Here is a 22,550-nt window from a genome sequence, read left to right on the forward strand (position 1 = left end):
TGGGACGGGGCTCGTCGGGGTGGGGCTGGTTGTGGCCGGGCGGGCCGGGAGCGGGGCGGCGGCGGAGCGCGCGGTCGGTGAGGTGGGGGGCGCTGCCGAGGTAGTCGGCGGGATCGAGCAGGGCCGCGAGGTGCGCGAGGTCCGTCCACGGGGCGAGTTCCGGCTGCCGGGCGAGCGCGCTGCCGAGGTCGACGCCGTCGGCGGCGGCTTCGCGGGACGCTGACGTGGCGACGGCCCTCGCGGTCCCGCGCCCGAGGGCCGGGGCGAGGGCGTCGACGAGCCGCTCGGAGACGATGAGCCCGTGGGTGACGTGCAGGTTGGCGCGCATCCGGGCGGAGTCCACGGACAGGCCGTCCACCAGCGCGGCCGCGTCGGCCGCCGCGCCCGCGGCCAACCGCAGGGCCTCGCGCAGCGGCTGCCACTCCGCGTGCCAGGCACCGGCGGGCCGCTCGTCCTCGGCGGTCATCGAGGAGAACAGAACCGAGGCCAGCGCGGGCAGTTGACGCGCCGCCGAGACGATGAGCGTGGCCCGGACGGGGTTGGCCTTGTGCGGCATCGCGGACGAGCCGCCGCCCGCGCCCTCGGCCAGTTCGCCGATCTCCGTGCGCGAGAGCACGAGCACGTCGGCGGCGAGCTTGCCCAGCGCGCCGCCGACCAGGGCCAGCGACGCGCCCAACTCCGCGACGGGGGTGCGCAGCACGTGCCAGGGCAGCAGCGGCCGATCCAGTCCGAGCTCGTCCGCGAACCGGTCCGCGAGGGCGGGGCCCTCCGCGCCGAGGGCGGCCAGGGTTCCGGCCGCGCCGCCGAGTTGCGCGGGCAGTTGCAGTGCGACGAGACGGTCGCGGGCGTCCAGTGCCAGGCTCCGCCAGCCGGCCGCCTTCAGTCCGAAGCTGGTCGGCACCGCGTGCTGGGTCAGTGTGCGGCCGGGCAGCGGCGTGTCCCGGTGCACGGCGGCGAGGACGCCCAGCCGGTCGGCGATCCGCTCCAGATCGGTGCGCAGCACGGTCCGCACGCGGGCGGCGACGAGCATGGTCGCGGTGTCGAGGATGTCCTGGCTCGTCGCGCCGCGGTGCACGGCGTCGGCGTGCTCCTCGGGCACGGCGGCGCGCAGGTCGGCGACGAGGGGGAGCACCGGGTTGCCCCCGGACCGGGCGCGCAGTGCCAGCGAGAGTACGTCGAAGTGCTCGGACCGGTCGGCGGCCCGCGTCACCGCGTCGGCGGCGTCGGCGGACACCACGCCGAGGTCGGCCTGCGCGCGCGTCAGCGCCGCCTCCGCGTCGAGCATGGCGCGCAGGAACGCGGCGTCACCGGTGAGCGCGGCGACGGGGGAGCCGGCGCCGACCGGGCTCAGCAGCCCCACGTCGGCGGGGTCGAGGGCCGCCTCAGAGGCGGTGTCGCGCACGGGGTCAGGCGCGGTCGGTTCATGGGACGTCCGGTCAGGCGACGTCGGGTCAGGCGAAGTCAAGGAAGACCGTCTCCTCGTGCGGGGCCCCCTGGAGGCGGATGTCGAAGCCGAACACCCCGGGCCGCTCCTCCCGCGCGAACAGCGTGGAGCGCCGCTCGGCGGGTATCCGGCGCAGGACCTCGTCGGGCCGGGCATCCGGCAGGTAGACGCGGGTGAACAGGTGGTGCAGCAGCCCGCGCGCGAACACGCACACCGCGAGGTACGGGGCCTCGGCGGGCGGCGTCAGGGTGTGCAGCGACCAGGAGCCGTCGGCGTCGGTGGCGACGCGGCCGAAGCCGGTGAAGGTGACGCCGTCACGGCCCGCGTGGCCGCCGGTGGTGTGGTCGCGGCGCATCGATCCGGCCCGGCCCTGGCGGCCGCCGTCGGGGGCGGCCTGCCAGAACTCCAGCAGCGCGTCCGGGATCGGCGCGCCCTCGCCGTCGAGGACCAGGCCGTGGAACACGACCGTCCCGGGACGGCCCAGGGGTGCCACGGCGGCTCCGTCGGGGAACGGCAGGGCGTAGCCGTAGAAGGGGCCGACGGTCTGCGAAGGCGTGGGGAGCATCAGCGGCCCTCCTCGGTCCAGGTGGCGGCGGGGCCGTCCAGGACGACGTCCCAGCGGTAGCCGAGCGACCACTCGGGGACGGACAGCTCGTGGTCGTAGGCGGCGACGAGGCGCTGCCGCGCGGCGTCGTCGGTGACGGACCGCAGGATGGGGTCGTAGGCGAAGAGCGGGTCGCCGGGGAAGTACATCTGCGTCACCAGCCGCTGGGCGAAGGCGGTGCCGAACAGCGAGAAGTGGATGTGGGCCGGACGCCAGGCGTTCGTGTGGTTGCGCCACGGGTAGGCGCCGGGCTTGACCGTGGTGAAGCGGTAGCGGCCCTGGTCGTCGGTCAGGCAGCGGCCCACGCCGGTGAAGTTCGGGTCCAGGGGCGCGGAGTGCTGGTCGCGCTGGTGGGCGTAGCGGCCCGAGGCGTTCGCCTGCCAGATCTCGACCAGCTGGCCGCGTACGGGACGGCCGTCCCGGTCGAGGACGCGCCCGGTGACGGTGATCCGCTCGCCGAGCGGCTCGCCGTGGTGCTGCCGCGTCAGGTCGGCGTCGAGCTCGGTGACGTCGGTGACGCCGAAGACGGGGCCGGAGAGCTCGACGGCGTCGGGGTCCTTCAGGTCGTCGGCGGGGACGAGCGGCTGCCGCGGGTGGCGCAGCAGGCTGCTGCGGTAGGGCGGGTAGCGGCGCTCGGGGTGCGCTGTCCCGCTGGTGGGTGCGGCCTGGGCGGCGATCTCGGCGGAGATCTCCTGCTGGGTGGGCGACATGGGGCGCGGTTACCTTTCCCCGGCAGCGGCAGCGGCAGCGGCGGTGTCGGTGTCGGTGTCGGTGTCGGCGGCGGCGATGGCGGCGGCGTCGACGACGACAGGCGCGGCGGTACGGTCGGCGATCTGCTGCGGCGTGACGCCGGGCGCGGTCTCGACGAGGACCAGACCGGCGTCGGTGACGTCCAGGACGCCGAGGTCGGTGATGATCCGGTGCACGCAGCGGCGGCCGGTGAGCGGCAGGGTGCACTCCGCGACGATCTTCGGGGAGCCGTCCTTGGCGGTGTGCTCGGTCAGCACGACCACCCGGCCGGCGCCGTGGACCAGGTCCATCGCGCCGCCCATGCCCTTGACCATCTTTCCGGGGATCATCCAGTTGGCCAGGTCCCCGCGGGCGGAGACCTGCATGGCCCCGAGGATCGCCACGTCGATGTGGCCGCCGCGGATCATGCCGAAGGAGAGCGCGGAGTCGAAGAAGGCCGCGCCGGGCAGCACGGTGACCGTCTCCTTGCCCGCGTTGATCAAGTCCGGGTCGACCTCGTCCTCGGTCGGGTAGGGGCCGACGCCGAGCAGCCCGTTCTCCGAGTGCAGCACCACGTCGACCCCCTCGGGCAGGAAGCCCGGCACCAGGGTCGGCAGGCCGATGCCGAGGTTGACGTAGGAGCCGTCGGTCAGTTCGCGGGCGGCGCGGGCCGCCATCTCGTCCCTGGTCCAGCTCATCGGGTGCGCACCGTCCTTCGCTCGATGCCCTTGGCGGCGGCCTGCTGCGGCGTCAGCTCGACGACGCGCCGCACGAAGACGCCGGGCAGGTGGATCTCGTCCGGGTCCAGCTCGCCGGGCTCGACCAGTTGCTCGACCTCGGCGATGGTGACCCGCCCGGCCATCGCCGCCAGCGGGTTGAAGTTGCGGGCGGCCTTGTGGAAGACGAGGTTGCCGTGCCGGTCCCCGCGTGCGGCCCGGACCAGCGCGAAGTCGGTGGTGATGCCGCGCTCCAGCACGTACTCGCGCCCGTCGAACGCGCGCAGCTCCTTGGCCGGGGAGGCAACGGCGACGGACGCGCCGCCGGGGGTGTAGCGCCAGGGCAGGCCGCCCTCGGCGACCTGGGTGCCGACGCCGGCCGGGGTGAAGAACGCCGGGATGCCGCAGCCGCCCGCGCGCAGACGTTCGGCCAGCGTCCCCTGCGGGACGAGCTCCACCTCCAGCTCGCCGGAGAGGTAGCGGCGGGCGAACTCCTTGTTGGAGCCCACGTAGGAGCCGGTCACCCGGGAGATCCGGCCCGCCGCGAGCAGCACGCCGAGGCCGCCGCCGTCGACGCCGCAGTTGTTCGACACCACCCTCAGGTCCGCGACGCCGAGGGCGTGCACGGCCTGGATCAGCGTGTCGGGCACGCCGCTCAGACCGAAGCCGCCGACCGCGAGCGACGCGCCGTCAGCGATGTCGCGCACCGCGGCCGCGGCACTGGGTTGGACCTTGTCCATGGGCAGTCCTCACTCCTCGGCCCTCGGTGCTCGTCGTACCCGGTGTGTCGTACCCGGCGTGCCGTACGTGCGAGCCGCCGTACTTGCGCGTGTTCGCTTGGTGAACTAAAGTTCATTTTGCGCTCGCCCCGCAGTCTGCGCTCACGCGTGGCGGCTGTCAACACCCGTCGGGAGACCCTCCATGCCCGTCCCGCACGACGACGCCCCCGCCGAAGCGGTCGGCCCGCTCCTGCGCGGAGTCGCGGTCCTGCGCGCGCTCACCGCCGCGTCGCAGCAGCAGCTCTCCCTCGGCGACCTGGCCCGCGCCACCGGCCTGGCCCGCGCCACCACCGACCGGATCGCGGCCACGCTGGCCCGCCTCGGCTACCTGCGCGTGGACGGCCGTACGGCGGCCCTCGCGCCCGCGCTGATGGAGGTCGGCAACGCCTACCTGGCCTCGGTCCGCCTGCCCGACCTGCTCGGTCCGATCGCCGACCGCCTCGCCGACACCCTCGACGAGTCGGTCTCGCTCGCGGTCCCCGATGGGGCGGGCATCCGCTTCGTCCACCAGGCCACCCGGCGCCGCACGCTCTCGCTCAGCTTCCGCATCGGGGACCTGCTGCCGCTCGAACGCACCGCCCCCGGGCCGTTGTTCGCCGCGCTGTGGAGCGAGGACGACTGGCGGGCGTGGTCCGCGCGTGGGCCGGAACCGTTCCCGGCTCTCCCTCAAGCCCTGGGCGACGTACCGGACCTGCGCGTCCGGGCTCTGGCCGCCGCCCGGGACGGCTGGGCTCTGGACGACCAGCTGATCGAGCCGGGCCTGGTCGCACTCGCCGTGCCCGTCCACGACGCGACCGGTGCGCTGGTCTGCGCGCTCAGCGTCGTCAGTCACACCAGCCGTCACAGCGCCCCCGACCTGCGGGCTGCCCTCCTGCCCGCGCTCGCCGACGCGCGCGACACGATGGAGGCGGTGCTCCGCGCGCCGACCGGGCGGACCGGCCAGGCGACCTCAGCCGCGTCGCCGTGCACCGGCCGCACCGCGACGGCGGCCGCGACCGCCGCCTCCAAGGACGAGCTGGGAGCGGACTTCATCGAGTCCCTCGCGCGCGGCCTGCTCGTGCCCACCGCGTTCGGCGCCGAGCGGCCCGAACTCAGCCTGTCCGCCGTCGCCGAGGCCACCGGCCTGGCCCGCGCCACCGCCCGCCGCGCCCTGATCACGCTCGAACACCTGGGATACGTCACCACCACTGGCAGGAGCTTCCGCCTCACCCCGACGGTGCTGGAGCTCGGCTACGCCCCGCTCTCCCGCCTCAGTCTGGCCGAGCTGGCCGCCCCGCACCTGGCCGACCTGGTCACCCAGGTCCACGACTCCGCGTCCATGGCGGTCCTGGACGGTCACGACATCCGCTACACCGCGCGCGTGGCGGCCTCCCGCGTCATGTCGGTCCGCATCAGCGTCGGCACCCGCTTCCCGGCCTACGCCACCGCGATGGGCCGGGTCCTGCTGGCCGCCCTCCCGGTCGGAGCGTGCGACGCGCTCCTCGCCGGGGAGGAGCTGCGGCCGCTGACCGCCCACACCCTCACCGCCCCCGCCGCCCTGGCGGCCGCACTCGACCGGGCCCGGGCCGACGGCCACGCCGTCGTCACCGGCGAGCTCGAGGACGGGCTGCGCTCGATCGCCGTCCCGATCCACGCCGCCGACGGCCGCGTCCTCGCGGCGGTCAACGTCTCCATGCACACCGCGCGGCGCTCGCTGGACGAGTGTCGCGCCACCGTCCTCCCGGCGCTGCGCGCCGCCGCCGCCCGCATCGAGGCCGACCTCGCCGTCGCCGGCCGCTTCGCCCCCACGCCGGTGGCCTGAGCCCCGCGGCGACTCCGAGGCGCGGCCTCCGGCTGCGACCTCCGGCCCCGCCTCGGGCGGGCCCGGAAAAGCGATCGGCCCTCCCGGCGAGGCCGGGAGGGCCGATCCGATGCGTGCGCGAGGGGGGACTTGAACCCCCACGCCCCGAAGGGCACTAGCACCTCAAGCTAGCGCGTCTGCCATTCCGCCACCCGCGCATCGGAGTCGTCTGCTTGCTTCGGCCTTGCGGCCTCGCTCGCTGACGGGGTTAACCATAGCAAAGATCAGCGGTGGTTCCGAAACCGGTTTCCCGGACGTGATCATGCCGTGGACCTGCGCCGATGCGCGCCGTGCGCGGGTGGCGCACTTGGGCCCCGCGCGAGCCCGGTGGAGGATGGGCACGAAGAGATCTTCGGAGAGAGGCGGAGCAGCGTGAGCGAGTCAGTGGGTGCGGACCGTCAAGGGGAGGGCTTCGGCGAGGCGGAGGTCGCCGAGCTGTGCCGGGACCTGATCCGGATCGACACCAGCAACTACGGCGACAACTCCGGCCCGGGGGAGCGCGCCGCCGCCGAGTACGTCGCCGAGAAGCTGGCGGAGTTCGGCCTCCAGCCGCAGATCATCGAATCCACCAAGGGCCGCGCCAGCACCGTCGCACGCATCGAGGGCGAGGACCGGTCCCGCCCGGCCCTGCTGATCCACGGCCACACCGACGTCGTGCCCGCCAACGCGGACGACTGGACGCACCACCCGTTCGCGGGCGAGATCGCCGACGGCATGGTCTGGGGACGCGGCGCGGTCGACATGAAGGACATGGACGCGATGACCCTCGCGGTCGTCCGCGACCGCCTGCGCAGCGGGCGCAAGCCCCCGCGCGACATCGTGCTCGCCTTCCTCGCCGACGAGGAGGCCGGCGGCGTCTACGGCGCGCACCACCTCGTCGACAAGCACCCCGGACTCTTCGAGGGCGTGAGCGAGGCGATCGGCGAGGTCGGCGGCTTCTCCTTCACCGTCAACGAGCAACTGCGGCTCTACCTGGTCGAGACGGCGGAGAAGGGCATGCACTGGATGCGCCTGACCGTCGACGGCACCGCCGGCCACGGCTCGATGACCAACAAGGACAACGCCATCACCGAGCTGTGCGAGGCCGTCGCCCGCCTCGGCCGGCACCAGTTCCCGGTCCGGGTGACCAAGACCGTGCGGCACTTCCTCGACGAGCTCTCCGACGCCCTCGGCGTCGAGCTCGACCCGGAGGACATGGACACCACGCTGGAGCGGCTCGGCGGCATCGCCAAGCTGATCGGCGCCACGCTGCGCAACACCGCGCAGCCGACCATGCTCGGCGCCGGCTACAAGGTGAACGTCATCCCCGGCCAGGCGACCGCCCACGTGGACGGCCGCTTCCTGCCCGGCTACGAGGAGGAGTTCCTCACCCAGCTCGACGCCGTCCTCGGCCCCCGCGTCAAGCGCGAGGACGTGCACAGCGACAAGGCCGTGGAGACGGACTTCGACGGGCCGCTGGTCGACGCGATGCAGAAGGCGCTGCGCGCGGAGGACCCGATCGCCCGCGCCGTGCCCTACACGCTCTCCGGCGGCACGGACGCCAAGGCCTTCTCCGACCTCGGCATCCGCTGCTTCGGTTTCGCGCCGCTCCAGCTGCCGCCGGACCTGGACTTCGCCGGGATGTTCCACGGCGTGGACGAGCGGGTGCCGGTCGACGCGCTCAAGTTCGGCGTCCGGGTGCTCGACCGCTTCATCGACGCCTGCTGAACGCGTTCCCGCCGGTGCCTCGCATGGATTTTCGGACTTCTCACTCCGGCGGGTGAACGTTGTAGGGCTGACGTACCCCGTTTGCCGCAGCGTCGTTCACCCATATGCAGCTCACCGAACGGGCTGTTCCCACTGAAGGAGGAGACCACCATGCAGGTCAAGAAGATCGCCGCCGTCGTCGCCGCCGCGGGTGCCATCGGCCTGGCCGGGGCCGGCATCGCCAGCGCCAACGACGGCGCCCAGGCCCAGGGCGCGGCCTGGGGTTCCCCGGGCGTGCTGTCCGGCAACCTGATCCAGGTCCCGGTGCACATCCCGGTGAACGTCTGTGGCAACACCATCAGCGTCATCGGTCTGCTCAACCCCGCGTTCGGCAACCACTGCGTGAACGACTGAGCCCGTCCCGGACGGCGGCTCCGGGCCGGGCGCCCGGTGTGTGACGCTCGGCACGGCCCTGGGAGGCGCCACTCTTCCCAGGGCCGTGCCGATTTTTTTCGCCCGGTTCCGTGGAGCTGATGCGGAGTCAACCGTGCCCAGCAGCGCTCACTCTCGTTGGGAGTGGTACGGGGGCCACGGGGCGAGAAGCAAGAAGCACGAGCACGACTGAGAGCAGGGCGACACATGCGACAATCGGCCAAACGCGGGTTGCTCACGGTCATGGCGACCGGGAGCGTGCTGGCCTCCACCGCGGGTATCACGGCAGGGTTCGCGGCGGGCTCGGCCTTCGCCGACTCGGGCGCGAGCGGCATCGCGAGCGATTCGCCGGGCGTGGGCTCGGGCAACGCGGTCCAACTGCCGGTCGCGGTGCCCGTGAACGCCTGCGGCAACACCGTCAACATCATCGGCGCGCTCAACCCGGCCTACGGCAACAAGTGCGCCAACGTCGGCGGTTCGCCGCGCGGCGGTTCGGGCGACTCCCACGGCACGGGCAGTTCCGCCGGGTCGAACGGGGCGAACGGGTCTAACGGGTCTAACGGAGCGAGCGGGTCGAACGGCTCCGCCGACTCCTCCGGGTCGGGCGACACCAGGGGTTCGGGCGGCGGTTCCGGCGGCTCCGGCAGCCTCGCCCAGGGCGGCGCGCACGGCTCGCCCGGGTTGGGGTCCGGGAACGCGGTGCAGATCCCGGTCGACGTGCCGGTCAACGTCTGCGGCGACACGGTCAACGCGCCGGGCGCCGCGAACCCGGCCTTCGGCAACTCCTGCGGCAACGGCGCCCACGGCCACCTGCCGTCGCCGACCCCTTCGTGCACCGGCCCGATGGGCGGCGCGGGCGGGGGCATGGGCGGTTCCGGCGGCTGCGACACGGGCGGTTCGACGGGCGGCAACGGCGGCGTCACGGGTGGACAGCAGCCCCCGCCGCCGCAGACCGTCCCGAGCGGCGGCTCGCAGACCCCGGGCACCAGCCACCTGGCCGAGACCGGTGGCGGCGAGGAAGCCATGATCATGGGGGCCGCCGGCGTCCTGGTCACGGCCGGCGGTGCGCTGCTCTACCGCCGCACGCGGCGTGGGGCGTAGCCGGGACTAGTCGTCCAGGAAGCTGCTGAGCGGGCTGCGCACCTGGCGGATGATCCGCCGCTTCAGCGTGATCTTGCGTCGCCCGTCCGGGTACAGGCGGAGTCGGTCAAGCTCCCAGTGACCGTACTCCGCCTGCTCGGTCAGCAGCGCGCGCGCCTCGTTGCGGGAGACCGTGCGCGGCAGCAGCAACGAGCGGAACTCGTACTCAGGCTGCCGCACGATCTTGCGCGGCGGCTTGCTCAGAGGTGGGGTCAAGTCACTTCCTCCCGCGGGCCGACAGAGGTAAGCCTACGGCCGGGATCGGCCCGGCTCCAGAAAGGCTTCCCAGGGCGGCCTCACGGCAACCGACGCGGGAGCTTTCCGTGATCGGATTACTACGACCCGGATAACACCCGTGCGCGGGACACCCGTGACCGACTAGCGTGCGTGCCATGTCTGATGTCGCGCGTCCCACGGAAGCTCAGATCGCCCAGGTACGCATCGCCGCGGAGGCGGTCAAGGCCGCGATCGACGCGCATCTCGCCGCAGTCGAGGGGAGAGCAGGCGTGGGGGACCCCCGGGTCGCCGGCGCCTACGAGACCCTGGCGGACGCGGCGGAGGTCTACGACGACCTCCTGGACCGGGTCCACGACGAGTTCACCCCCTTCGAGGTCCCCCGCCCCGGCAGCGCCGGCCTCCTCGACCGCATCGAGCCCGAGGCGGTCTCCGTCCTGATCCGCCGCGACTACACCGTCACCGACCCCCGCCTCCTGCGCGAGACCGTCGGCGGCACCACGGTCGCGGCGTCGCTGCGCGCGCTCTTCGGCGACTACGAGCCCGACCGGGTGGCCCGCCACGCGGCCGACTTCGGCCTGGAGGAGGGCGACTCCACGCTCTGGGTCGTCGCGAGCGAGCCGGTGGCCGAGCCGGGCGAGTGGCTGGCCGAGCCGTTCGACGTGGCCGACGAGGACCTGCTGATCTGCCGCTTCGACGTCATCGAGGACTACGACGACGAGCTGGAGCCCGCCGACCCCAGCTGAGCACGCCGCCCCCTTGCCCCATCGCTTGTCTCCAGCGGCCTTGTATCTCCAGCGGCTGGAGGTCGCAGACTCGAGCCATGGACAGCAGCACCGCGCTCCTCACCATCGGTGAGCTCGCACGTCGGACCGGACTGCCGGTGCGGACCATCCGGTACTGGTCGGAGGTCGGGGTGGTCACCGAGGCGACCCGCAGCGCGGGCGGGCACCGGCTCTACGACGCGGCCGGGCTCGCCCGGTTGGAGCTGGTGGCGACCATGCGCGAGCTCGGGCTCGGGCACGCCGAGGTGCGCGCGGTGCTGGAGCGTCGCCGCACCGTCGCCGAGGTGGCCGCGGCGCACGTGGCCGCGCTCGACGCGCAGATCACCACGCTGCGGCTGCGCCGCGCCGTGCTGTCCGCCATCGCCGCCGGGGACCGGGAGGAGCAAGGGGACATGGACCGACTGAACCGCATGGCGCGGCTGTCCGCACGGGAACGCCAGCAGATCATCGACGACTTCGCCGCGCGCGTCTGCGACGGGCTGGACGCCGCGCCCCGGCTCGTGGACCGCCTGCGCGGCGGTGGCCGCACGCTGCCGGACACCCCGACGCAGGAGCAGCTCGACGCCTGGCTGGAACTGTCCGAGATGACCCAGGATCCCGCGTTCCAGCAGTTCGCGCGCACCGCCCTGGAATCCAGCCTGGACGCGGACGCGCGGAACACCGAGCCGGACCGCCACCGCCTCTTCGCACAGAGCCTCGACGCCACGGTCGGCGCCGCGCTGCGCGACGGGCTCGCACCGGACGCCCCCGGCGCGGCCGAGGTCGTCGACCGCCTGCTCGACAACCCGGCCCCCGAGCACCGCGCGGCCGTCCGCGCCCGACTGCGGGCCCAACTCGACGCCGGCGTCGACGACCGCCTCGAGCGCTACCGGCGGCTGTTGGCGGTCATGCAGGGAACGCAGCCTCCGCTGTCCCGGACGGTCGCGTACACCTGGCTCGCCGCAGCCCTGGAACCGCAGGCCCTCGAACCGCGCTGACGTCCGTGGTCGGGCCGGTGCCGGTCCGGGGCCGGGCCCGGGCCGGTCCGAGAGCTCGGTGGTGGGCCCGGGCGGTCGGTTCCCGGGCCTCAGCTGTGAGTTCACAGCCTGCGCCGTGGGCCCGAGGCTGGTGCCGTCGATCCCGAGCCCGCCTGGTCGCCCCGGAGTCGGAGTCGGAGTCGGCGTCGGGGCGAGTGCGCCCTGACGGTCAGGACTGACCCGCCTCCCGGCCCGGACGCCCGACTTCTCCTCGCCGCGGTGATCGCGGCCCCGGTCGTGATCGTGGTCCTGGTCGCGGCCTCGATCCCCGTCTCGTTCGATCGCGGTCGCCTACTCGCCGGCCAGGATCGCGCGCAGGCGCGTGGTGCGGGGGCGGGCGACCTGGGCTGCCACGTTCTGCTGGAGGGCTGCCGGAGCCATCCCGCTCACCAGCGACAGATGCCGCTCCGCGCGACCGCACGCCGTGTAGAGCCACTGACGGGTGAGCTCCGGGCCGGCGTCCGGTGTGGCCACGACGACCACGCCGGGCCAGCGGCGGCCGGCGGCCTGGTGCGCCGTCAGCGCCCAGCCGTGGCGGAGCTCACCGATGCGCTCGCGCGGGACGACCGCTGTCTCCTCTCCGAACGCGACCTCCAGGCCCTCCGGGACCGCGCGGCGGACCACGCCCTCACGCAGGGTGCTGGGCGAGGGCGCGTGGACGACCGCGTCGCCCGCGTCGAAGCCGCCGAACTGGCCGGGGCCCGGGTTCAGCCGGGCCTTGAGCGCCGTGTTGAGCGCGCGCGTGCCGGCCGACCCGGCATGGACCGGCGTCACCACGCGGACCTGCTCGGACGGGATGCCGAGCGCCCGCGGGATCGAGTCGCCCAGCAGTTGCACGGCCCGATGCACCGCCTCGGCCGCGTCGCGGGCCTGGACCAGCACGACCTCCTTGTCCGGAGAGGCGACGGGCTCGAACTCGCCGATGCCGATGCCGGACACGAGCTCGCCGATCGGCCCGAAGTCCGGCTGCCGCGAGGCCACGACCGGGCCCGGCTTCGCCGCGAGCAGATCCGCGAACACCCGCCCCGGACCGGGCGACCAGAGATCCCCCGGGTCGCCGCTGAACACCAGCCGCGCGCCGTCGGCCAACGACTCGACGAGCGTCGCGGCCAGCTCGACGTCGAGCGAGGGAGCGTCACAGACGATCAGCAGATCGAGAGCCAGGGCCCCGTCCCCGTCGCGCGGGGTGGTCGCCAGCACCTCGGCCAGCGGCAGCGCGCCCGCGTCCCCCGTGTCTTCTGCGCCTCCCGCGCCCTCAGCGCCGGCGTTGAGCCGGTGCGCGCTGTCGGCGTGCGCCGCGGCGAGGGCGGCGCGCAGGCCGAGCTCCCGCGCGGCGTGGAACAGCGCGACCGGCTCGTTCCGCGCGGTCTCCCCGCCGGTGTGCAGCACCAACGGAGTCTCGGCGACGGCGCGGATCAGCGCGGCCGCCGACGAGTTGGGCGCTGCCGCCGCGACCGCGTCCCACCCCGGCCGCGACTCGGGCGCGTCACCGCTCTGCTGGCTCCCGGTGTCGGCGGCTCCCTCCGCACCCTCGGCCTCCGCGCCCTCGGCGGGCTCCGCACCGGGGCCGGGCCACTCAGGGCCGCCCGCGGCGGCGTCGGGGCCGGGGAAGGTGGAGACCAGGCGGACCAGGCCGTCCGCCAGGCTCTCCTCGGCCAGCGCGAGGCGGTCGAGCGCGAGCAGGACGCGCCCGACCGGGCCGTCCTCGGACTCGTCCTCGTCGTCGCCCTCCTCCTGGAAGGTCATCACGCGGCCGTCCGTCACGATCGCCAGCAGGGCGTCGTCGGGATCCGGCACACCCTCGCGGGCGAGGCCCGCGCGGATCTCGGCGAGGTCGACGGCCGTGTGGCCGTGCAGCGCGCCGCGCTCCAGGAGCCACTGGACCAGGGCACCCGCCCGGCGGCCGTCGCCGGGGGCGGCGTCCGCGCCCAGCAGCCCGCGGGCGAAGGCGTCGGCGTTGGACGGCTGCACGCCGGGCACGCCGAGGACGGCCCACGGGTCCTCCCGGAGGACCTCGGCCGCGCGCTCGCCGAGGGCGGCCACCGCCGCGCCCGCGAGCTGCGCGGGCGCGCCGCCCTCACCCAGGACCGCCGCCGTGTCGGCCAACGCGTCGCGCGCCTGCGCGTCGACGTCCTGCGCCCGGCCGTCCGCCGCGCGGATCGCCTCGGCGAGCTGCTCGGTGACCATGGCTGCGCTGTCGGTCATCGGGCTGTCGGTCATCGGTGGTGACCCTTCGGGTGGGGACTGTTCCTTACCCGGGAAACGCTATCGGTCCCCACTGACACCCCCGCGCACCGCTCACCGGCGCTCAGCCGGTGCCCGCTCGCGCTCACCAGGTCAGTACAGCGCCGTCCAGTGCTGGTCCGGGTAGACGTGCACGGGCGCGGAGATGTCGTCGAGCGCCGCGCGGATCTCGGTCGGCAGGACCAACCGCTCGACCTGGAGCGCGGCCTGTAGCTGCGAGGCCGTGCGAGCGCCCAGGACGGGCGCGGTCACGCCGTCGCGGTCGCGCACCCAGGCGAGGGCGACCTGCATCGGCGTCGTCGCCAGCCCGTCGGCCGCGGTCGTCACGGCGTCGACGATCCGCCGTCCCCGCTCGTCGAGGTACGGCTGCACGAACGCGCCGAAGGACGGGGACGCGCCGCGCGAGTCCGGCGGCGTGCCGTGCCGGTACTTGCCGGTCAGCACGCCGCGGCCGAGCGGGGAGGAGGCCAGGACGCCGATGCCCGCGTCCAGCGCGGCGGGCAGTACCTCGCGCTCTATCCCGCGTTGCAGCAGCGAGTACTCCATCTGCGTCCCGGCGAGCGGGGTCCGGCCGGGGACGGCACGCTGCCAGGTCGCGGCCTTGGCCAGCTGCCAGCCGCAGTAGTTGCTGACGCCCGCGTAGCGGGCCCGTCCGCTGGCGACCGCCAGGTCGAGCGCCTGGAGGGTCTCCTCCATCGGGGTGTCCTCGTCGAAGGCGTGGACCTGCCAGAGGTCGACGTAGTCGGTGCCGAGGCGGTTGAGCGAGCCGTCGAGCGCCTGCAGCAGGTGGCCGCGTGAGCCGTCGAAGCGGCGGTCCCGGTCGGGGACGCTGCCGGCCTTGGTGGCGATCACGAGCTCGGCCCGGGGGACCAGACTCTCGGTCAGCTGCCCGAGGAGGTACTCGGCCGCGCCGTCGGCGTAGACGTCGGCGGTGTCGACGAGGGTGCCGCCCGCGTCGACGAAGGCCTTGAGCTGGTCGGCCGCCTCGTGTTCGTCCACGTCCCGGCCCCAGGTCATGGTGCCCAGTCCGAGGCGGGACACGCGCAGGCCGGTACGGCCCAGATGACGCTGCTGCACGGGAGGCTGCCTTCCGTCGTCCGTGATGGCGGTGGTGGCGGTCGTGATGATGGCGGGGGCGCCGGTACGGGTGGGTAGCGGCGAGGGTGGCGCTGGTGACGGTGGTGCGGAGATGCGGTGGATGCGGGGCGAGCCTACGCGGATCGACCTGCCCCCGGGGGCATCGGGGATCACCCACTCGGCGGCGTGTCCCGGCCGGGGAGCCCACGCACCGTTGCTACCCGCCAGTAGTCCCGCGGCGACCTGCGGGCTAGAGTCGGCCCAGGCGCCCATCAAGGCTGCGCCGACGGCCCGCTCGTCAGGAGGCAACAGCGTGCGACTCGGGATCAACCTCGGCTACTGGGGGCTCGGCAACGACGCCGACAACATCGCCGTCGCGCAGGAGGCGGACCGCCTCGGCTACTCGGTCTGCTGGGCGGCGGAGGCGTACGGCTCCGACGCGGCGACCGTTCTGGCCTACGTGGCCGCCAAGACCGAGCGGATCGACGTCGGCTCGGCGATCTTCCAGATCCCGGCCCGTACGCCCACGATGACGGCGATGACCGCCGCCACCCTGGACACCCTCTCCGGCGGCCGCTTCCGCCTCGGCCTCGGCGTCTCCGGCCCGCAGGTCTCCGAGGGCTGGTACGGCGTCAAGTTCGACAAGCCGCTGGCCCGCACCCGCGAGTACGTCGAGATCATCCGCAAGGCCATGGCCCGCGAGCGGGTCACCCACGACGGCGCGAACTGGACCCTCCCGCTGCCCGGCGGTCCGGGCAAGGCGCTGAAGCTGACGATCCACCCGGTCCGCGAGCACATCCCGCTCTACATCGCCGCCATCGGCCCGAAGAACCTGGAGCTGACCGGCGAGATCGCCGACGGCTGGCTCGGCATCTTCTTCGCCCCGGAGCAGGCCGAGCTCTCCCTCGCCTCCGTCCGCGCGGGCCGCGAGAAGGCGGGCCTGACCCTCGACGGCTTCGACGTCGCCCCCAACGTCCCGATCGCCGTCGCCGCCAGCGACAGCGAGGCGGACCTCGCGGCGGCGGCGGACATCTTCCGCCACTACACCGCGCTCTACGTGGGCGGCATGGGCAGCAAGGAGCAGAACTTCTACAACCGCATCGCGTGCCGCATGGGCTACGAGGAGGCGGCGGAGGAGATCCAGAAGCTCTACCTCTCCGGCGACAAGGCGGCCGCCGCCGCGGCTGTCCCGCAGCAGCTCATCGACTCCACCACCCTCGTCGGCACCCGCGACCGCATCGCCGACCGCCTCCAGGCCTACGCCGCCGCCGGCGTCACCACCGTCAACCTCTCCCCGGGCGGCTTCACCCTCGACGAGCGCATCCTCGCCCTGCGGACGGCGGTCGAGGCTCTGGACCAGGCCGGCCTGGCGTAAGCCGAAGCAACGCGCGGCTGTCTGACGTTCTGTCGGGATCCCGATCCTGCTCGTCCTGGTGCGTTCGCCGTGCCGGGGCGAGCAGCCGCGTCAGGTCGGGATCGGCGAGCGAGGCGGATGGGAGTCGGGCGGCGTGGCACAACCTCGCCTTGCCGCCCGCCCGGGCGTCCTCTGGATCGCGACGCCCGAGGGCTCGCTGCTCGAAGTGGACGTCGAAACCCGCGAAGCGACCGAGCACCACGGCCCCTCCGACTCCCGCTTGACCGCGCTCACGGTGACCCCGACCGGCGAACTCCTCATCGCCACCGACCGCGGCGAGCTGTTCCTGCTCTGCGTCCTCACCAGCGCTGCGCCGACGACGACTGACGCCTCCGACGGCCACGAGCTCGCCAAGGCCGCAGCCACCGCGTTCCTGGCCGCCACCTCCGAACTCCCCGCCGACGGCGACCTGGAGTCCGACCTGATCCTCACCGACGGCACCCGCACCTGGGAAGGACAGGACCTCTCGACGGTGACCGAGGCCGCCCCGACGGATCCCACCTGGCAGCGGCTTCGCGCCGCCGTGAACAAGGTCTTGACCGAGGGCGCGTGATCAACGGCCTCGGGTGCCTGACTGCTCGCCATGTGTAGGGACTCTCAGGAGTAGAAGCCGCGACCGTACTCGTCGGGATCGAGAGTGAATTCGGCGGGGCGGTCGCGGCGAAGCTCCTGGTACCGGTCGTTGAAGACGTCGAGTGCTTCGGGGATCGAGCAGCTGAGGGTCTCTCGGATCGTTGTGAGTGCCGGCAGGATCCGGTGCTCGAAGATGTCCCCATCCACGCTCCGGGGCAGCTCCGCCATCATCCGTCCTCGGTCCGTGTGGCTACTGGTTGCCCCGGAGCTGCTGCGCGATCTGCGTGCACAGCGAGAAGTACACGTCGCGGTCGCTCAGCTCCAGGTTCTCCACCGCATCTGCGCCGCCGAGGAAGAGAGGCTGCTTGTAGCCGACGGCCTGGTCGAACCGCAGGTCGCCGACGGTCGGGTTTGCTGCACGCCACTCCATGAAGAACCGGTGCACCAGCGGGTCCTCCTCCTGGTCGGCGACGACGTCGTGCCACTGCGACAGGGGCACGTCGCTGTGCAGGTATTCGGCGCCCTCGGGATCAACCATGATCACGTTGCCGTCGGCCTGCCCACCGCGCACATCCACGGCGAGCTCGCGGCCGAGCCAGTCGAAGGCGAAGACGTGGTAGGCACCCGCGAAGCCCCGGATCAGTTCGTTGCACGCGCGGTTCCCGTCGAGCGCGCTCTCGACCGTGTGGAAGCGGTAGAACCCACCGGCCAGGGTCGCACCGCCCAGCGCCGCCAGGACGCCTCGGACGGGCTCGGGCAAGCCGGACACGTCGCCGACGTCACGCCGGTCGGTGAGGGGGTAGGCGGTGGTCAGCGAGTCGAACATGTCACCCACCCTAGTCGGGGAGGGCGCCGATCCACGGTGGGAGATGCGTGGGGTCGCACGGCTGGGACTGAAGGCGTCCATGGAGCGGCGCACCCTCACCCTTCGTCGTTTCTCGTCTGGCTGACAGCCAGTGCATAGGGCCGCGGCCCTCGACCTGACCTCCCCTGGATCCTCCGTCACCCTCCCAGGCCGTCGGCCACCGCGGTGAGGACGGTTTCGCGGTCGGCGGCCGACGCGTCCGTGGCCCAGCAGACGTAGCCGTCGGGGCGGATCAGGAGGGCGGTGGCGCCGAGGTCGTCGTCGCAGGTGGCGGTCACGAGGTCGACGTGGGGCGGGAGTCGGAGCTCGGCGGCGGACGGGACGGCGGCGGCCAGGTCGAGCAGGACGGCGTGGCCCTGGCTGAAGAGCGAGGAGAGCCGCGTGGGGCCGTCCTCGGTGACGAGGTCGGCGTCCCTGAGGCGGTGACCCGTCAGCGGGTGGTCGCCCGGGAGGGGGTAGTGCAGGGAGAGGCCGGACATCAGGCCGGCGATGTGGCGGTTGGCGTCGGGCAGGCGCAGCAGGTCGATGACGATGTCGCGCAGGGCCGCGACGTCCTCGCTGGGGTGGGGGTCGGCGAGGACGCGCTGGGCCGAGGTGTGGTGGAGGACCTGCGCGGCGACGGGGTGGCGTTCGGCGTGGTAGCTGTCCAGCAGGCCCGGCCGCGCCCGGCCCTGGAGGGTCGCGGCCAGCTTCCAGCCGAGGTTGAACGCGTCCTGGAGGCCGAGGTTCAGGCCCTGGCCGCCCAGCGGCGGGTGGATGTGGGCGGCGTCCCCCGCGAACAGGACGCGGCCGACCCGGTAGTGCTCCAACTGCCGGGTGGCGTCGCTGAACCGGGACGAGTTCGCCACCGCGCCCAGGGTGGTCTCCAGGCCGTAGACGGCCTGGAGCGCGGTGGAGATCTCATCCCTCGTGACCGGCGCGTCGCGCTCGAACTCCGCCTGGGCCGCCTCGTCGGCGGGGCCGGTGCGTCCGAAGGTGAGGCGGTAGCGGTCGTCGCCGAGCGGCGCCAGTATGGCCCAGTAGCCGCCCGCCTGGCGGGTCAGCGTGCTCATGTGGCCCAACTCCCGTGGGACCAGCGGTGAGACGGCGGTGAGTTGGATCTCCGCCAGGACAGCCTGGTGGGTTCCCGGCCTTCCGGGGAACGGCAGGCCGAGCAGCTTTCGCACCGCGCTGTGCCCGCCGTCGCACGCCACCAGGTAGTCGCCCCGCACCCGCAGTCCGTTCTCCGTCAGGATCACCACACCCCCGGTCGCGCCGTCGCCGGCCGCCTCGACCGCGGAGACCTCGGAGACCGCGGAGACCTCGGAGACGGCGGAGACGGCGGCGTCGCGCAGTACCCGCGCGCCGGCTTTGACGGCCCTCTCCTCCAGCACCTCCTCGATCTCCCACTGCGGGACCGCGATCGGAAACGGGTGCCGGGTCTGCCACGGCGTGCAGTCGAGGGGCACGGGGAGAGCCGCGAAGTGCCCGCCCACCGGCTCGCGCGAGGTGGCGCGGGCGAGCAGCGGTTCCAGCAGGCCGCGCAGTTCCAGCATCTCGGCGGTGCGGGGCTGGATCCCGCCGCCCTTCATCTGCCGGCTGCGCTCGGTCAGCTTCTCCAGCACGACCGTCCCGACCCCGGCCAGCGTCAGCTCGTACGCCAGCATCAGCCCGGTCGGCCCCGCGCCCACGATGACCACCTCGGTGACGACCTCGGTGGCGACCTCGATGACGACCTCGTTCTCGATCTCGGTCATGTGCCTTTGCTCCTCGCATCTCTCGCCTGGGAGTAAAAGTACACCAAGTGCAGAAATGCTCTCGGGGGAGTCGGCTGTTACCGTGGAGATCGTGGACGAGAGCAAGCCGGGGCTGCGGGAGCGGAAGAAGCAGCGGACCCATGCGGCGATCTCCGACGCGGCGATCGCGCTCTTCCTCGAGCACGGCTTCGACCAGGTGTCGGTGGCCCGGGTGGCCGAGGCCGCGGAGGTGTCCAAGCGCACGCTCTTCGCCTACTTCCCGACCAAGGAAGACCTCGTGGTCCATCGCCTCGCCGACCACGAGACCGAACTCGCGCGGGTCGTGCGGGCGCGGCAGGTCGGTACCGATCCCCTCAGCGCCGTACGCGAGCACTTCCTCGACGGGCTGCGCGAGCGGGATCCGATCAGCGGGCTCAACGACCATCCCCAGGTGCTGCGGCTCACCCGGATGATCCTCGACTCGCCCTCGCTGGTGGCTCGGATGGAGACCTTCAAGAGCGGCGCGGAACGCGCACTCGCCGCGGCGCTGCGGGAGACCGCGGACACCCCGGAGCTCACGGCGCGGCTGGCCGCCGTCCAGATCGTCGCGGTCCAGTGGGCGCTGTCGCAGGACAACGCCCACCGGATGGCCGACGGGGAGCCGGCCGACGCGCGCTACTCGGGCGCGGCGGCCGACGCGGAACACGCGTTCGCGCTGCTGGAGCACGGCCTCGGGCGGCTGACGCCGCCTCAGTGAGCGGCGGGACTCGTCCTCGCCCGGACGGGCATCAGGACCAGGTGCGCGAGCACAGGACGAGCCGGTAGCCGTCCGGGTCGGCGACGGTGACGCCGTGGGCGTCCCAGTACGGATTGTGGGAGACGGCGCGCGTGCCCCCGTGGCTGAGCAGGCGGTCGATCAGCGCGGCGTCGGCGGGCGCGCCGAGGTACAGCACGAAGAGGTCGTCGACGGTCGGCGTGGGCTCCAGCGGATGCTCGGGGTCGTGGGTCAGCTCGAAGTGCCAGTGCGCGCCGGGCAGGCCGACCATCAGCAGGTCGTGCTCGCCGGGGACATGCTCCTTCGTCCGCCACAGCACCTCCAGCCCGAGGCCGTCCACATAGAAGCGCTCGGCTGCCGCGAGGCTACGGGACGGGCGGGCCACCCGGACGCGAGTGGCAGGGCCGACCGCGGAGCCGGTCGCCGAGTCGCCCGTGGCGTCGCTCGCGGAACCGTTCACGCGGACGTCTCCGACACAGGCGCGGTCGCACCCTCGGTCGCGCCTTCGCTCGTGGCGCCTGCCGTGGCACCGGCCGGGGCGCGGTTGTGGTCGCCCGTCGTGCCGTCCAGGAGCTCGCGGAGGATGTCCACGTGCCCGGCGTGGCGCGCGGTCTCCTCGATCATGTGGACCAGGACCCAGCGCATCGACACCTCCGCGCCCGACCAGGAGGTGCCGGTGGCGTCCAGGTCCGTCGCCTCGATGACGGCGTCGGCCGCCGCGCAGGCGCGGTCGTAGAAGGCGAGGAGGTCGGCCGTCGTCTCGCCCGGCTCGACGCGCAGGTCGGCGTCCTCGTCGTCATCGTCGAAGGGCAGCGGCTCGGTCTCGACGCCGAACGTCAGGCAGAACCAGCCGTACTCGACCGCGGCCAGGTGCTTGACCAGGCCGAGCAGCGAGGTGCCGGACGGCACCAGCTGCCGGCGCAGCTGCTCGTCGTCCAAACCCTCGAGCTTCCAGCGCACGGCGGCGCGGTGGCGCTCCATGCTGTGGAGCAGGATCTCCTTCTCCGTCCCCGTATGGGGCGACTTCGTCGTCATGCCCGCGAACGTAGCAGCGGGCACCGACAGCAGGCGGCTGATTTACGCTGGGCAGCATGCCGACGCTGCTGCTGGTCCGACATGGCCGTTCCACCGCGAACTCCTCCGGGATCCTCGCCGGGTGGAGCCCCGGCGTCTCCCTGGACGAGCACGGCGAGCGACAGGCCAAGGCGCTGGCCGAGCGGCTGGCCGGGCTGCCCGTGTCGACGGTGGTCAGCAGCCCGCTGGACCGCTGCCGGGAGACCCTCGCGCCGCTCCTCTCGGCCCGGCCGGAGCTGACGATGCGGCTGGACGAGCGGCTGGGGGAGTGCCGCTACGGCGACTGGACCGGCCGTCCCCTCGCCGAGCTGGCCAAGGAGCCGCTGTGGGCCACGGTGCAGGCGCAGCCCTCCGCGGCGACCTTCCCGGGCCCGGAGGGCGAGTCGCTCCGTGAGCTGAGCCATCGCGCCGTCGAGAGCGTGCGCGAGTGGGACGCCGAGGTCGGGCGCGAGCACGGACCGGACGCCGTGTGGCTGGCCTGCAGCCACGGTGACGTGATCAAGGCGATCGTCGCGGACGCGCTCGGTCTGCACCTGGACCTCTTCCAGCGCATCTCGGTCGAGCCGGCCTCGGTCACCGCGATCCGCTACACGCCCAGCCGCCCCTACCTGCTGCGGCTCGGTGACACCGGTGAGCTCGGCGGTCTCGCGCCGCGTCCGCGTCCCGCCGAGGGCGGGGACGGCACGGACCAGGGCGACGACGCCGTGGTCGGCGGCGACACCGGAACGCGGTGACCAGTGGGTAGGGTGGAATAGATCGATCGCGAGATCGTTTCGGTATCACCAGGACTCGACAAGACAGTCGCCCCCTCCGATTCCGTGGAGCAGACATCGTGCCCCGCCAGGTGTTCTTCTACGACCCCCCCGAGCGCTTCGTGGCCGGAACGGTCGGCGAGCCGGGCCACCGTGCCTTCTACCTGCAGGCCAGTGCCCGCGGCCGGATCACCACCGTGCTGCTCGAGAAGGGCCAGGTCGCCGCGCTCGCGGAGCGGGTCGACGAGCTGCTCGACGAGGTCGTCCGGCGCTCGGGCGGCAGCACGAGCGTCCCGGCCATGGCGCCGCCCGAGATGATGGACTCCGCTCCGCTGGACAGCCCCGTCGAGGAGGAGTTCCGGGTCGGCACCATGGCGTTGGCCTGGGACGACACAGTTCAGCTGCTGGTCGTCGAGGCGCAGGAGGTCGTCGAGGGGGAGGACGAGGCCGACGAGCCCACCCTCTTCGAGGACGAAGAGGACGGCCCTTCGCTGTTGCGCGTGCGCCTGAACGGCGCGATGGCCCGCGTCTTCGCCAAGCGCGCGCTGGAGCTGGTCGCCGCCGGTCGGCCGCCGTGCCCGTTCTGCAGCCTGCCGCTGGATCCCGAGGGCCACGTGTGCCCGCGTCAGAACGGTTACCGGCGCTGAACGCGCACA

At 73.5% G+C, this 22,550-nt stretch carries 24 protein-coding genes and 1 tRNA gene; 11 read left to right on the forward strand and 14 right to left on the reverse strand.

What is annotated here, in order from left to right:
- The 5 genes from pcaB to TR50_RS09165 form a co-directional block, all read right to left on the reverse strand.
- Positions 1–1,402, reverse strand: a 1,402-nt coding sequence (gene pcaB / locus TR50_RS09145) for a 3-carboxy-cis,cis-muconate cycloisomerase (protein WP_063775038.1), incomplete at its 3' end; no start/stop codon positions are given.
- A gap of 49 nt (positions 1,403–1,451) precedes the next feature.
- Positions 1,452–2,009 carry a protocatechuate 3,4-dioxygenase subunit alpha gene (pcaG, locus tag TR50_RS09150; RefSeq protein ID WP_042417378.1) on the reverse strand — a complete coding sequence of 186 codons (558 nt, stop codon included), beginning with the start codon at positions 2,007–2,009 and terminating at the stop codon, positions 1,452–1,454.
- Complete coding sequence (gene pcaH, locus TR50_RS09155) at positions 2,009–2,758, reverse strand: protocatechuate 3,4-dioxygenase subunit beta (protein ID WP_042417382.1); 750 nt, start codon at positions 2,756–2,758, stop codon at positions 2,009–2,011. The genes pcaG and pcaH overlap by 1 nt, the downstream gene beginning before the upstream one ends.
- Before the next feature lie 9 nt (positions 2,759–2,767).
- Positions 2,768–3,475, reverse strand: a complete 708-nt coding sequence (locus tag TR50_RS09160) for a CoA transferase subunit B (protein ID WP_042417385.1) — start codon at positions 3,473–3,475, stop codon at positions 2,768–2,770.
- Positions 3,472–4,233, reverse strand: a complete 762-nt coding sequence (locus TR50_RS09165) for a CoA transferase subunit A (protein ID WP_042417388.1) — start codon at positions 4,231–4,233, stop codon at positions 3,472–3,474. The genes TR50_RS09160 and TR50_RS09165 overlap by 4 nt, the downstream gene beginning before the upstream one ends.
- 181 nt (positions 4,234–4,414) lie before the next feature.
- Between TR50_RS09165 and TR50_RS09170 the strand changes: the two genes are divergently transcribed.
- On the forward strand, positions 4,415–6,073 hold the full coding sequence (locus TR50_RS09170; RefSeq protein WP_042417390.1) for an IclR family transcriptional regulator domain-containing protein: 1,659 nt from the start codon (positions 4,415–4,417) through the stop codon (positions 6,071–6,073).
- Between the two features lie 114 nt (positions 6,074–6,187).
- On the opposite strand, the gene TR50_RS09175 is transcribed toward TR50_RS09170, so the two are convergent.
- Positions 6,188–6,270: transfer RNA gene (locus TR50_RS09175), tRNA-Leu, on the reverse strand.
- 214 nt (positions 6,271–6,484) lie between these two features.
- On the opposite strand from TR50_RS09175, the gene TR50_RS09180 reads away from it, so the two are divergent.
- The 3 genes from TR50_RS09180 to TR50_RS49985 all read left to right on the forward strand — a co-directional run bounded on the left by TR50_RS09180 (position 6,485) and on the right by TR50_RS49985 (position 9,331).
- Positions 6,485–7,819: a M20/M25/M40 family metallo-hydrolase gene (locus TR50_RS09180; RefSeq protein WP_174514819.1), complete on the forward strand. Its 1,335-nt coding sequence runs from the start codon at positions 6,485–6,487 to the stop codon at positions 7,817–7,819.
- Positions 7,820–7,969: 150 nt separating this feature from the next.
- Entirely contained in the window at positions 7,970–8,212 is a 243-nt protein-coding gene (locus tag TR50_RS09185; RefSeq protein ID WP_042417395.1) for a chaplin, read from the forward strand.
- 261 nt (positions 8,213–8,473) lie between these two features.
- Entirely contained in the window at positions 8,474–9,331 is an 858-nt protein-coding gene (locus TR50_RS49985) for a chaplin (RefSeq protein WP_052440863.1), read from the forward strand.
- 6 nt (positions 9,332–9,337) lie between these two features.
- Here the strand turns inward: TR50_RS49985 and TR50_RS09195 are convergent, their stop codons facing one another.
- Entirely contained in the window at positions 9,338–9,550 is a 213-nt protein-coding gene (locus TR50_RS09195) for a DUF5703 family protein (protein ID WP_042381717.1), read from the reverse strand.
- Between the two features lie 212 nt (positions 9,551–9,762).
- Between TR50_RS09195 and TR50_RS09200 the strand changes: the two genes are divergently transcribed.
- Positions 9,763–10,350 carry a hypothetical protein gene (locus TR50_RS09200; RefSeq protein ID WP_042417399.1) on the forward strand — a complete coding sequence of 196 codons (588 nt, stop codon included), beginning with the start codon at positions 9,763–9,765 and terminating at the stop codon, positions 10,348–10,350.
- A gap of 77 nt (positions 10,351–10,427) precedes the next feature.
- Positions 10,428–11,366: a MerR family transcriptional regulator gene (locus TR50_RS09205; protein WP_042417403.1), complete on the forward strand. Its 939-nt coding sequence runs from the start codon at positions 10,428–10,430 to the stop codon at positions 11,364–11,366.
- Positions 11,367–11,696: 330 nt separating this feature from the next.
- Here the strand turns inward: TR50_RS09205 and TR50_RS09210 are convergent, their stop codons facing one another.
- Entirely contained in the window at positions 11,697–13,625 is a 1,929-nt protein-coding gene (locus tag TR50_RS09210; RefSeq protein WP_052440864.1) for an ATP-binding domain-containing protein, read from the reverse strand.
- A gap of 117 nt (positions 13,626–13,742) precedes the next feature.
- Entirely contained in the window at positions 13,743–14,726 is a 984-nt protein-coding gene (locus TR50_RS09215; RefSeq protein ID WP_042417410.1) for an aldo/keto reductase, read from the reverse strand.
- 313 nt (positions 14,727–15,039) lie between these two features.
- On the opposite strand from TR50_RS09215, the gene TR50_RS09220 reads away from it, so the two are divergent.
- Both TR50_RS09220 and TR50_RS09225 read left to right on the forward strand, forming a co-directional pair.
- Positions 15,040–16,101 (forward strand): LLM class F420-dependent oxidoreductase, encoded by a 1,062-nt coding sequence (locus TR50_RS09220; RefSeq protein ID WP_042417414.1) that lies wholly within the window; start codon positions 15,040–15,042, stop codon positions 16,099–16,101.
- Between the two features lie 133 nt (positions 16,102–16,234).
- Entirely contained in the window at positions 16,235–16,693 is a 459-nt protein-coding gene (locus tag TR50_RS09225; RefSeq protein WP_052440865.1) for a hypothetical protein, read from the forward strand.
- Positions 16,694–16,737: 44 nt separating this feature from the next.
- On the opposite strand, the gene TR50_RS09230 is transcribed toward TR50_RS09225, so the two are convergent.
- The 3 genes from TR50_RS09230 to TR50_RS09240 all read right to left on the reverse strand — a co-directional run bounded on the left by TR50_RS09230 (position 16,738) and on the right by TR50_RS09240 (position 19,314).
- The gene (locus TR50_RS09230; RefSeq protein ID WP_042417749.1) at positions 16,738–16,941 is read right to left on the reverse strand and encodes a hypothetical protein; all 204 of its coding nucleotides are present in this window, start codon (positions 16,939–16,941) and stop codon (positions 16,738–16,740) included.
- 22 nt (positions 16,942–16,963) lie between these two features.
- Positions 16,964–17,539: a T6SS immunity protein Tdi1 domain-containing protein gene (locus TR50_RS09235; protein ID WP_052440866.1), complete on the reverse strand. Its 576-nt coding sequence runs from the start codon at positions 17,537–17,539 to the stop codon at positions 16,964–16,966.
- 176 nt (positions 17,540–17,715) lie between these two features.
- Positions 17,716–19,314: an FAD-dependent monooxygenase gene (locus TR50_RS09240; protein ID WP_042417418.1), complete on the reverse strand. Its 1,599-nt coding sequence runs from the start codon at positions 19,312–19,314 to the stop codon at positions 17,716–17,718.
- A gap of 55 nt (positions 19,315–19,369) precedes the next feature.
- Here TR50_RS09240 and TR50_RS09245 point away from each other — a divergent pair, with 55 nt between their 5' ends.
- Positions 19,370–20,050 (forward strand): TetR/AcrR family transcriptional regulator, encoded by a 681-nt coding sequence (locus TR50_RS09245; RefSeq protein ID WP_174514820.1) that lies wholly within the window; start codon positions 19,370–19,372, stop codon positions 20,048–20,050.
- 31 nt (positions 20,051–20,081) lie between these two features.
- On the opposite strand, the gene TR50_RS09250 is transcribed toward TR50_RS09245, so the two are convergent.
- Entirely contained in the window at positions 20,082–20,453 is a 372-nt protein-coding gene (locus TR50_RS09250; RefSeq protein ID WP_042417754.1) for a VOC family protein, read from the reverse strand.
- A 71-nt stretch (positions 20,454–20,524) separates the two neighbouring features.
- Positions 20,525–21,103 (reverse strand): DinB family protein, encoded by a 579-nt coding sequence (locus TR50_RS09255; RefSeq protein WP_084699980.1) that lies wholly within the window; start codon positions 21,101–21,103, stop codon positions 20,525–20,527.
- A gap of 56 nt (positions 21,104–21,159) precedes the next feature.
- Here TR50_RS09255 and TR50_RS09260 point away from each other — a divergent pair, with 56 nt between their 5' ends.
- Both TR50_RS09260 and TR50_RS09265 read left to right on the forward strand, forming a co-directional pair.
- The gene (locus TR50_RS09260) at positions 21,160–21,876 is read left to right on the forward strand and encodes a histidine phosphatase family protein (protein WP_042417424.1); all 717 of its coding nucleotides are present in this window, start codon (positions 21,160–21,162) and stop codon (positions 21,874–21,876) included.
- A gap of 98 nt (positions 21,877–21,974) precedes the next feature.
- Positions 21,975–22,541 (forward strand): DUF3090 domain-containing protein, encoded by a 567-nt coding sequence (locus TR50_RS09265; RefSeq protein WP_042417427.1) that lies wholly within the window; start codon positions 21,975–21,977, stop codon positions 22,539–22,541.
- Positions 22,542–22,550 lie beyond the last annotated feature (9 nt).

This window comes from Streptacidiphilus anmyonensis (assembly GCF_000787855.1).
GTDB classification, from domain to species: Bacteria; Actinomycetota; Actinomycetes; order Streptomycetales; family Streptomycetaceae; genus Streptacidiphilus; species Streptacidiphilus anmyonensis.

What these genes read in the sequence shown, in the direction of transcription:
- TR50_RS09260 (WP_042417424.1), top strand. Translation starts at nt 21,160, where the DNA reads ATGCCGACGCTGCTGCTGGTCCGACATGGCCGTTCCACCGCGAACTCC.
- TR50_RS09255 (WP_084699980.1), bottom strand. Translation starts at nt 21,103, where the DNA reads ATGACGACGAAGTCGCCCCATACGGGGACGGAGAAGGAGATCCTGCTC.
- TR50_RS09210 (WP_052440864.1), bottom strand. Translation starts at nt 13,625, where the DNA reads ATGACCGACAGCCCGATGACCGACAGCGCAGCCATGGTCACCGAGCAG.
- TR50_RS09230 (WP_042417749.1), bottom strand. Translation starts at nt 16,941, where the DNA reads ATGGCGGAGCTGCCCCGGAGCGTGGATGGGGACATCTTCGAGCACCGG.
- TR50_RS09160 (WP_042417385.1), bottom strand. Translation starts at nt 3,475, where the DNA reads ATGAGCTGGACCAGGGACGAGATGGCGGCCCGCGCCGCCCGCGAACTG.
- pcaH (WP_042417382.1), bottom strand. Translation starts at nt 2,758, where the DNA reads ATGTCGCCCACCCAGCAGGAGATCTCCGCCGAGATCGCCGCCCAGGCC.
- TR50_RS09245 (WP_174514820.1), top strand. Translation starts at nt 19,370, where the DNA reads ATGCTCTCGGGGGAGTCGGCTGTTACCGTGGAGATCGTGGACGAGAGC.
- TR50_RS49985 (WP_052440863.1), top strand. Translation starts at nt 8,474, where the DNA reads ATGGCGACCGGGAGCGTGCTGGCCTCCACCGCGGGTATCACGGCAGGG.
- TR50_RS09185 (WP_042417395.1), top strand. Translation starts at nt 7,970, where the DNA reads ATGCAGGTCAAGAAGATCGCCGCCGTCGTCGCCGCCGCGGGTGCCATC.
- TR50_RS09170 (WP_042417390.1), top strand. Translation starts at nt 4,415, where the DNA reads ATGCCCGTCCCGCACGACGACGCCCCCGCCGAAGCGGTCGGCCCGCTC.
- pcaG (WP_042417378.1), bottom strand. Translation starts at nt 2,009, where the DNA reads ATGCTCCCCACGCCTTCGCAGACCGTCGGCCCCTTCTACGGCTACGCC.
- TR50_RS09240 (WP_042417418.1), bottom strand. Translation starts at nt 19,314, where the DNA reads ATGACCGAGATCGAGAACGAGGTCGTCATCGAGGTCGCCACCGAGGTC.
- TR50_RS09205 (WP_042417403.1), top strand. Translation starts at nt 10,428, where the DNA reads ATGGACAGCAGCACCGCGCTCCTCACCATCGGTGAGCTCGCACGTCGG.
- TR50_RS09235 (WP_052440866.1), bottom strand. Translation starts at nt 17,539, where the DNA reads ATGTTCGACTCGCTGACCACCGCCTACCCCCTCACCGACCGGCGTGAC.
- TR50_RS09165 (WP_042417388.1), bottom strand. Translation starts at nt 4,233, where the DNA reads ATGGACAAGGTCCAACCCAGTGCCGCGGCCGCGGTGCGCGACATCGCT.
- TR50_RS09200 (WP_042417399.1), top strand. Translation starts at nt 9,763, where the DNA reads ATGTCTGATGTCGCGCGTCCCACGGAAGCTCAGATCGCCCAGGTACGC.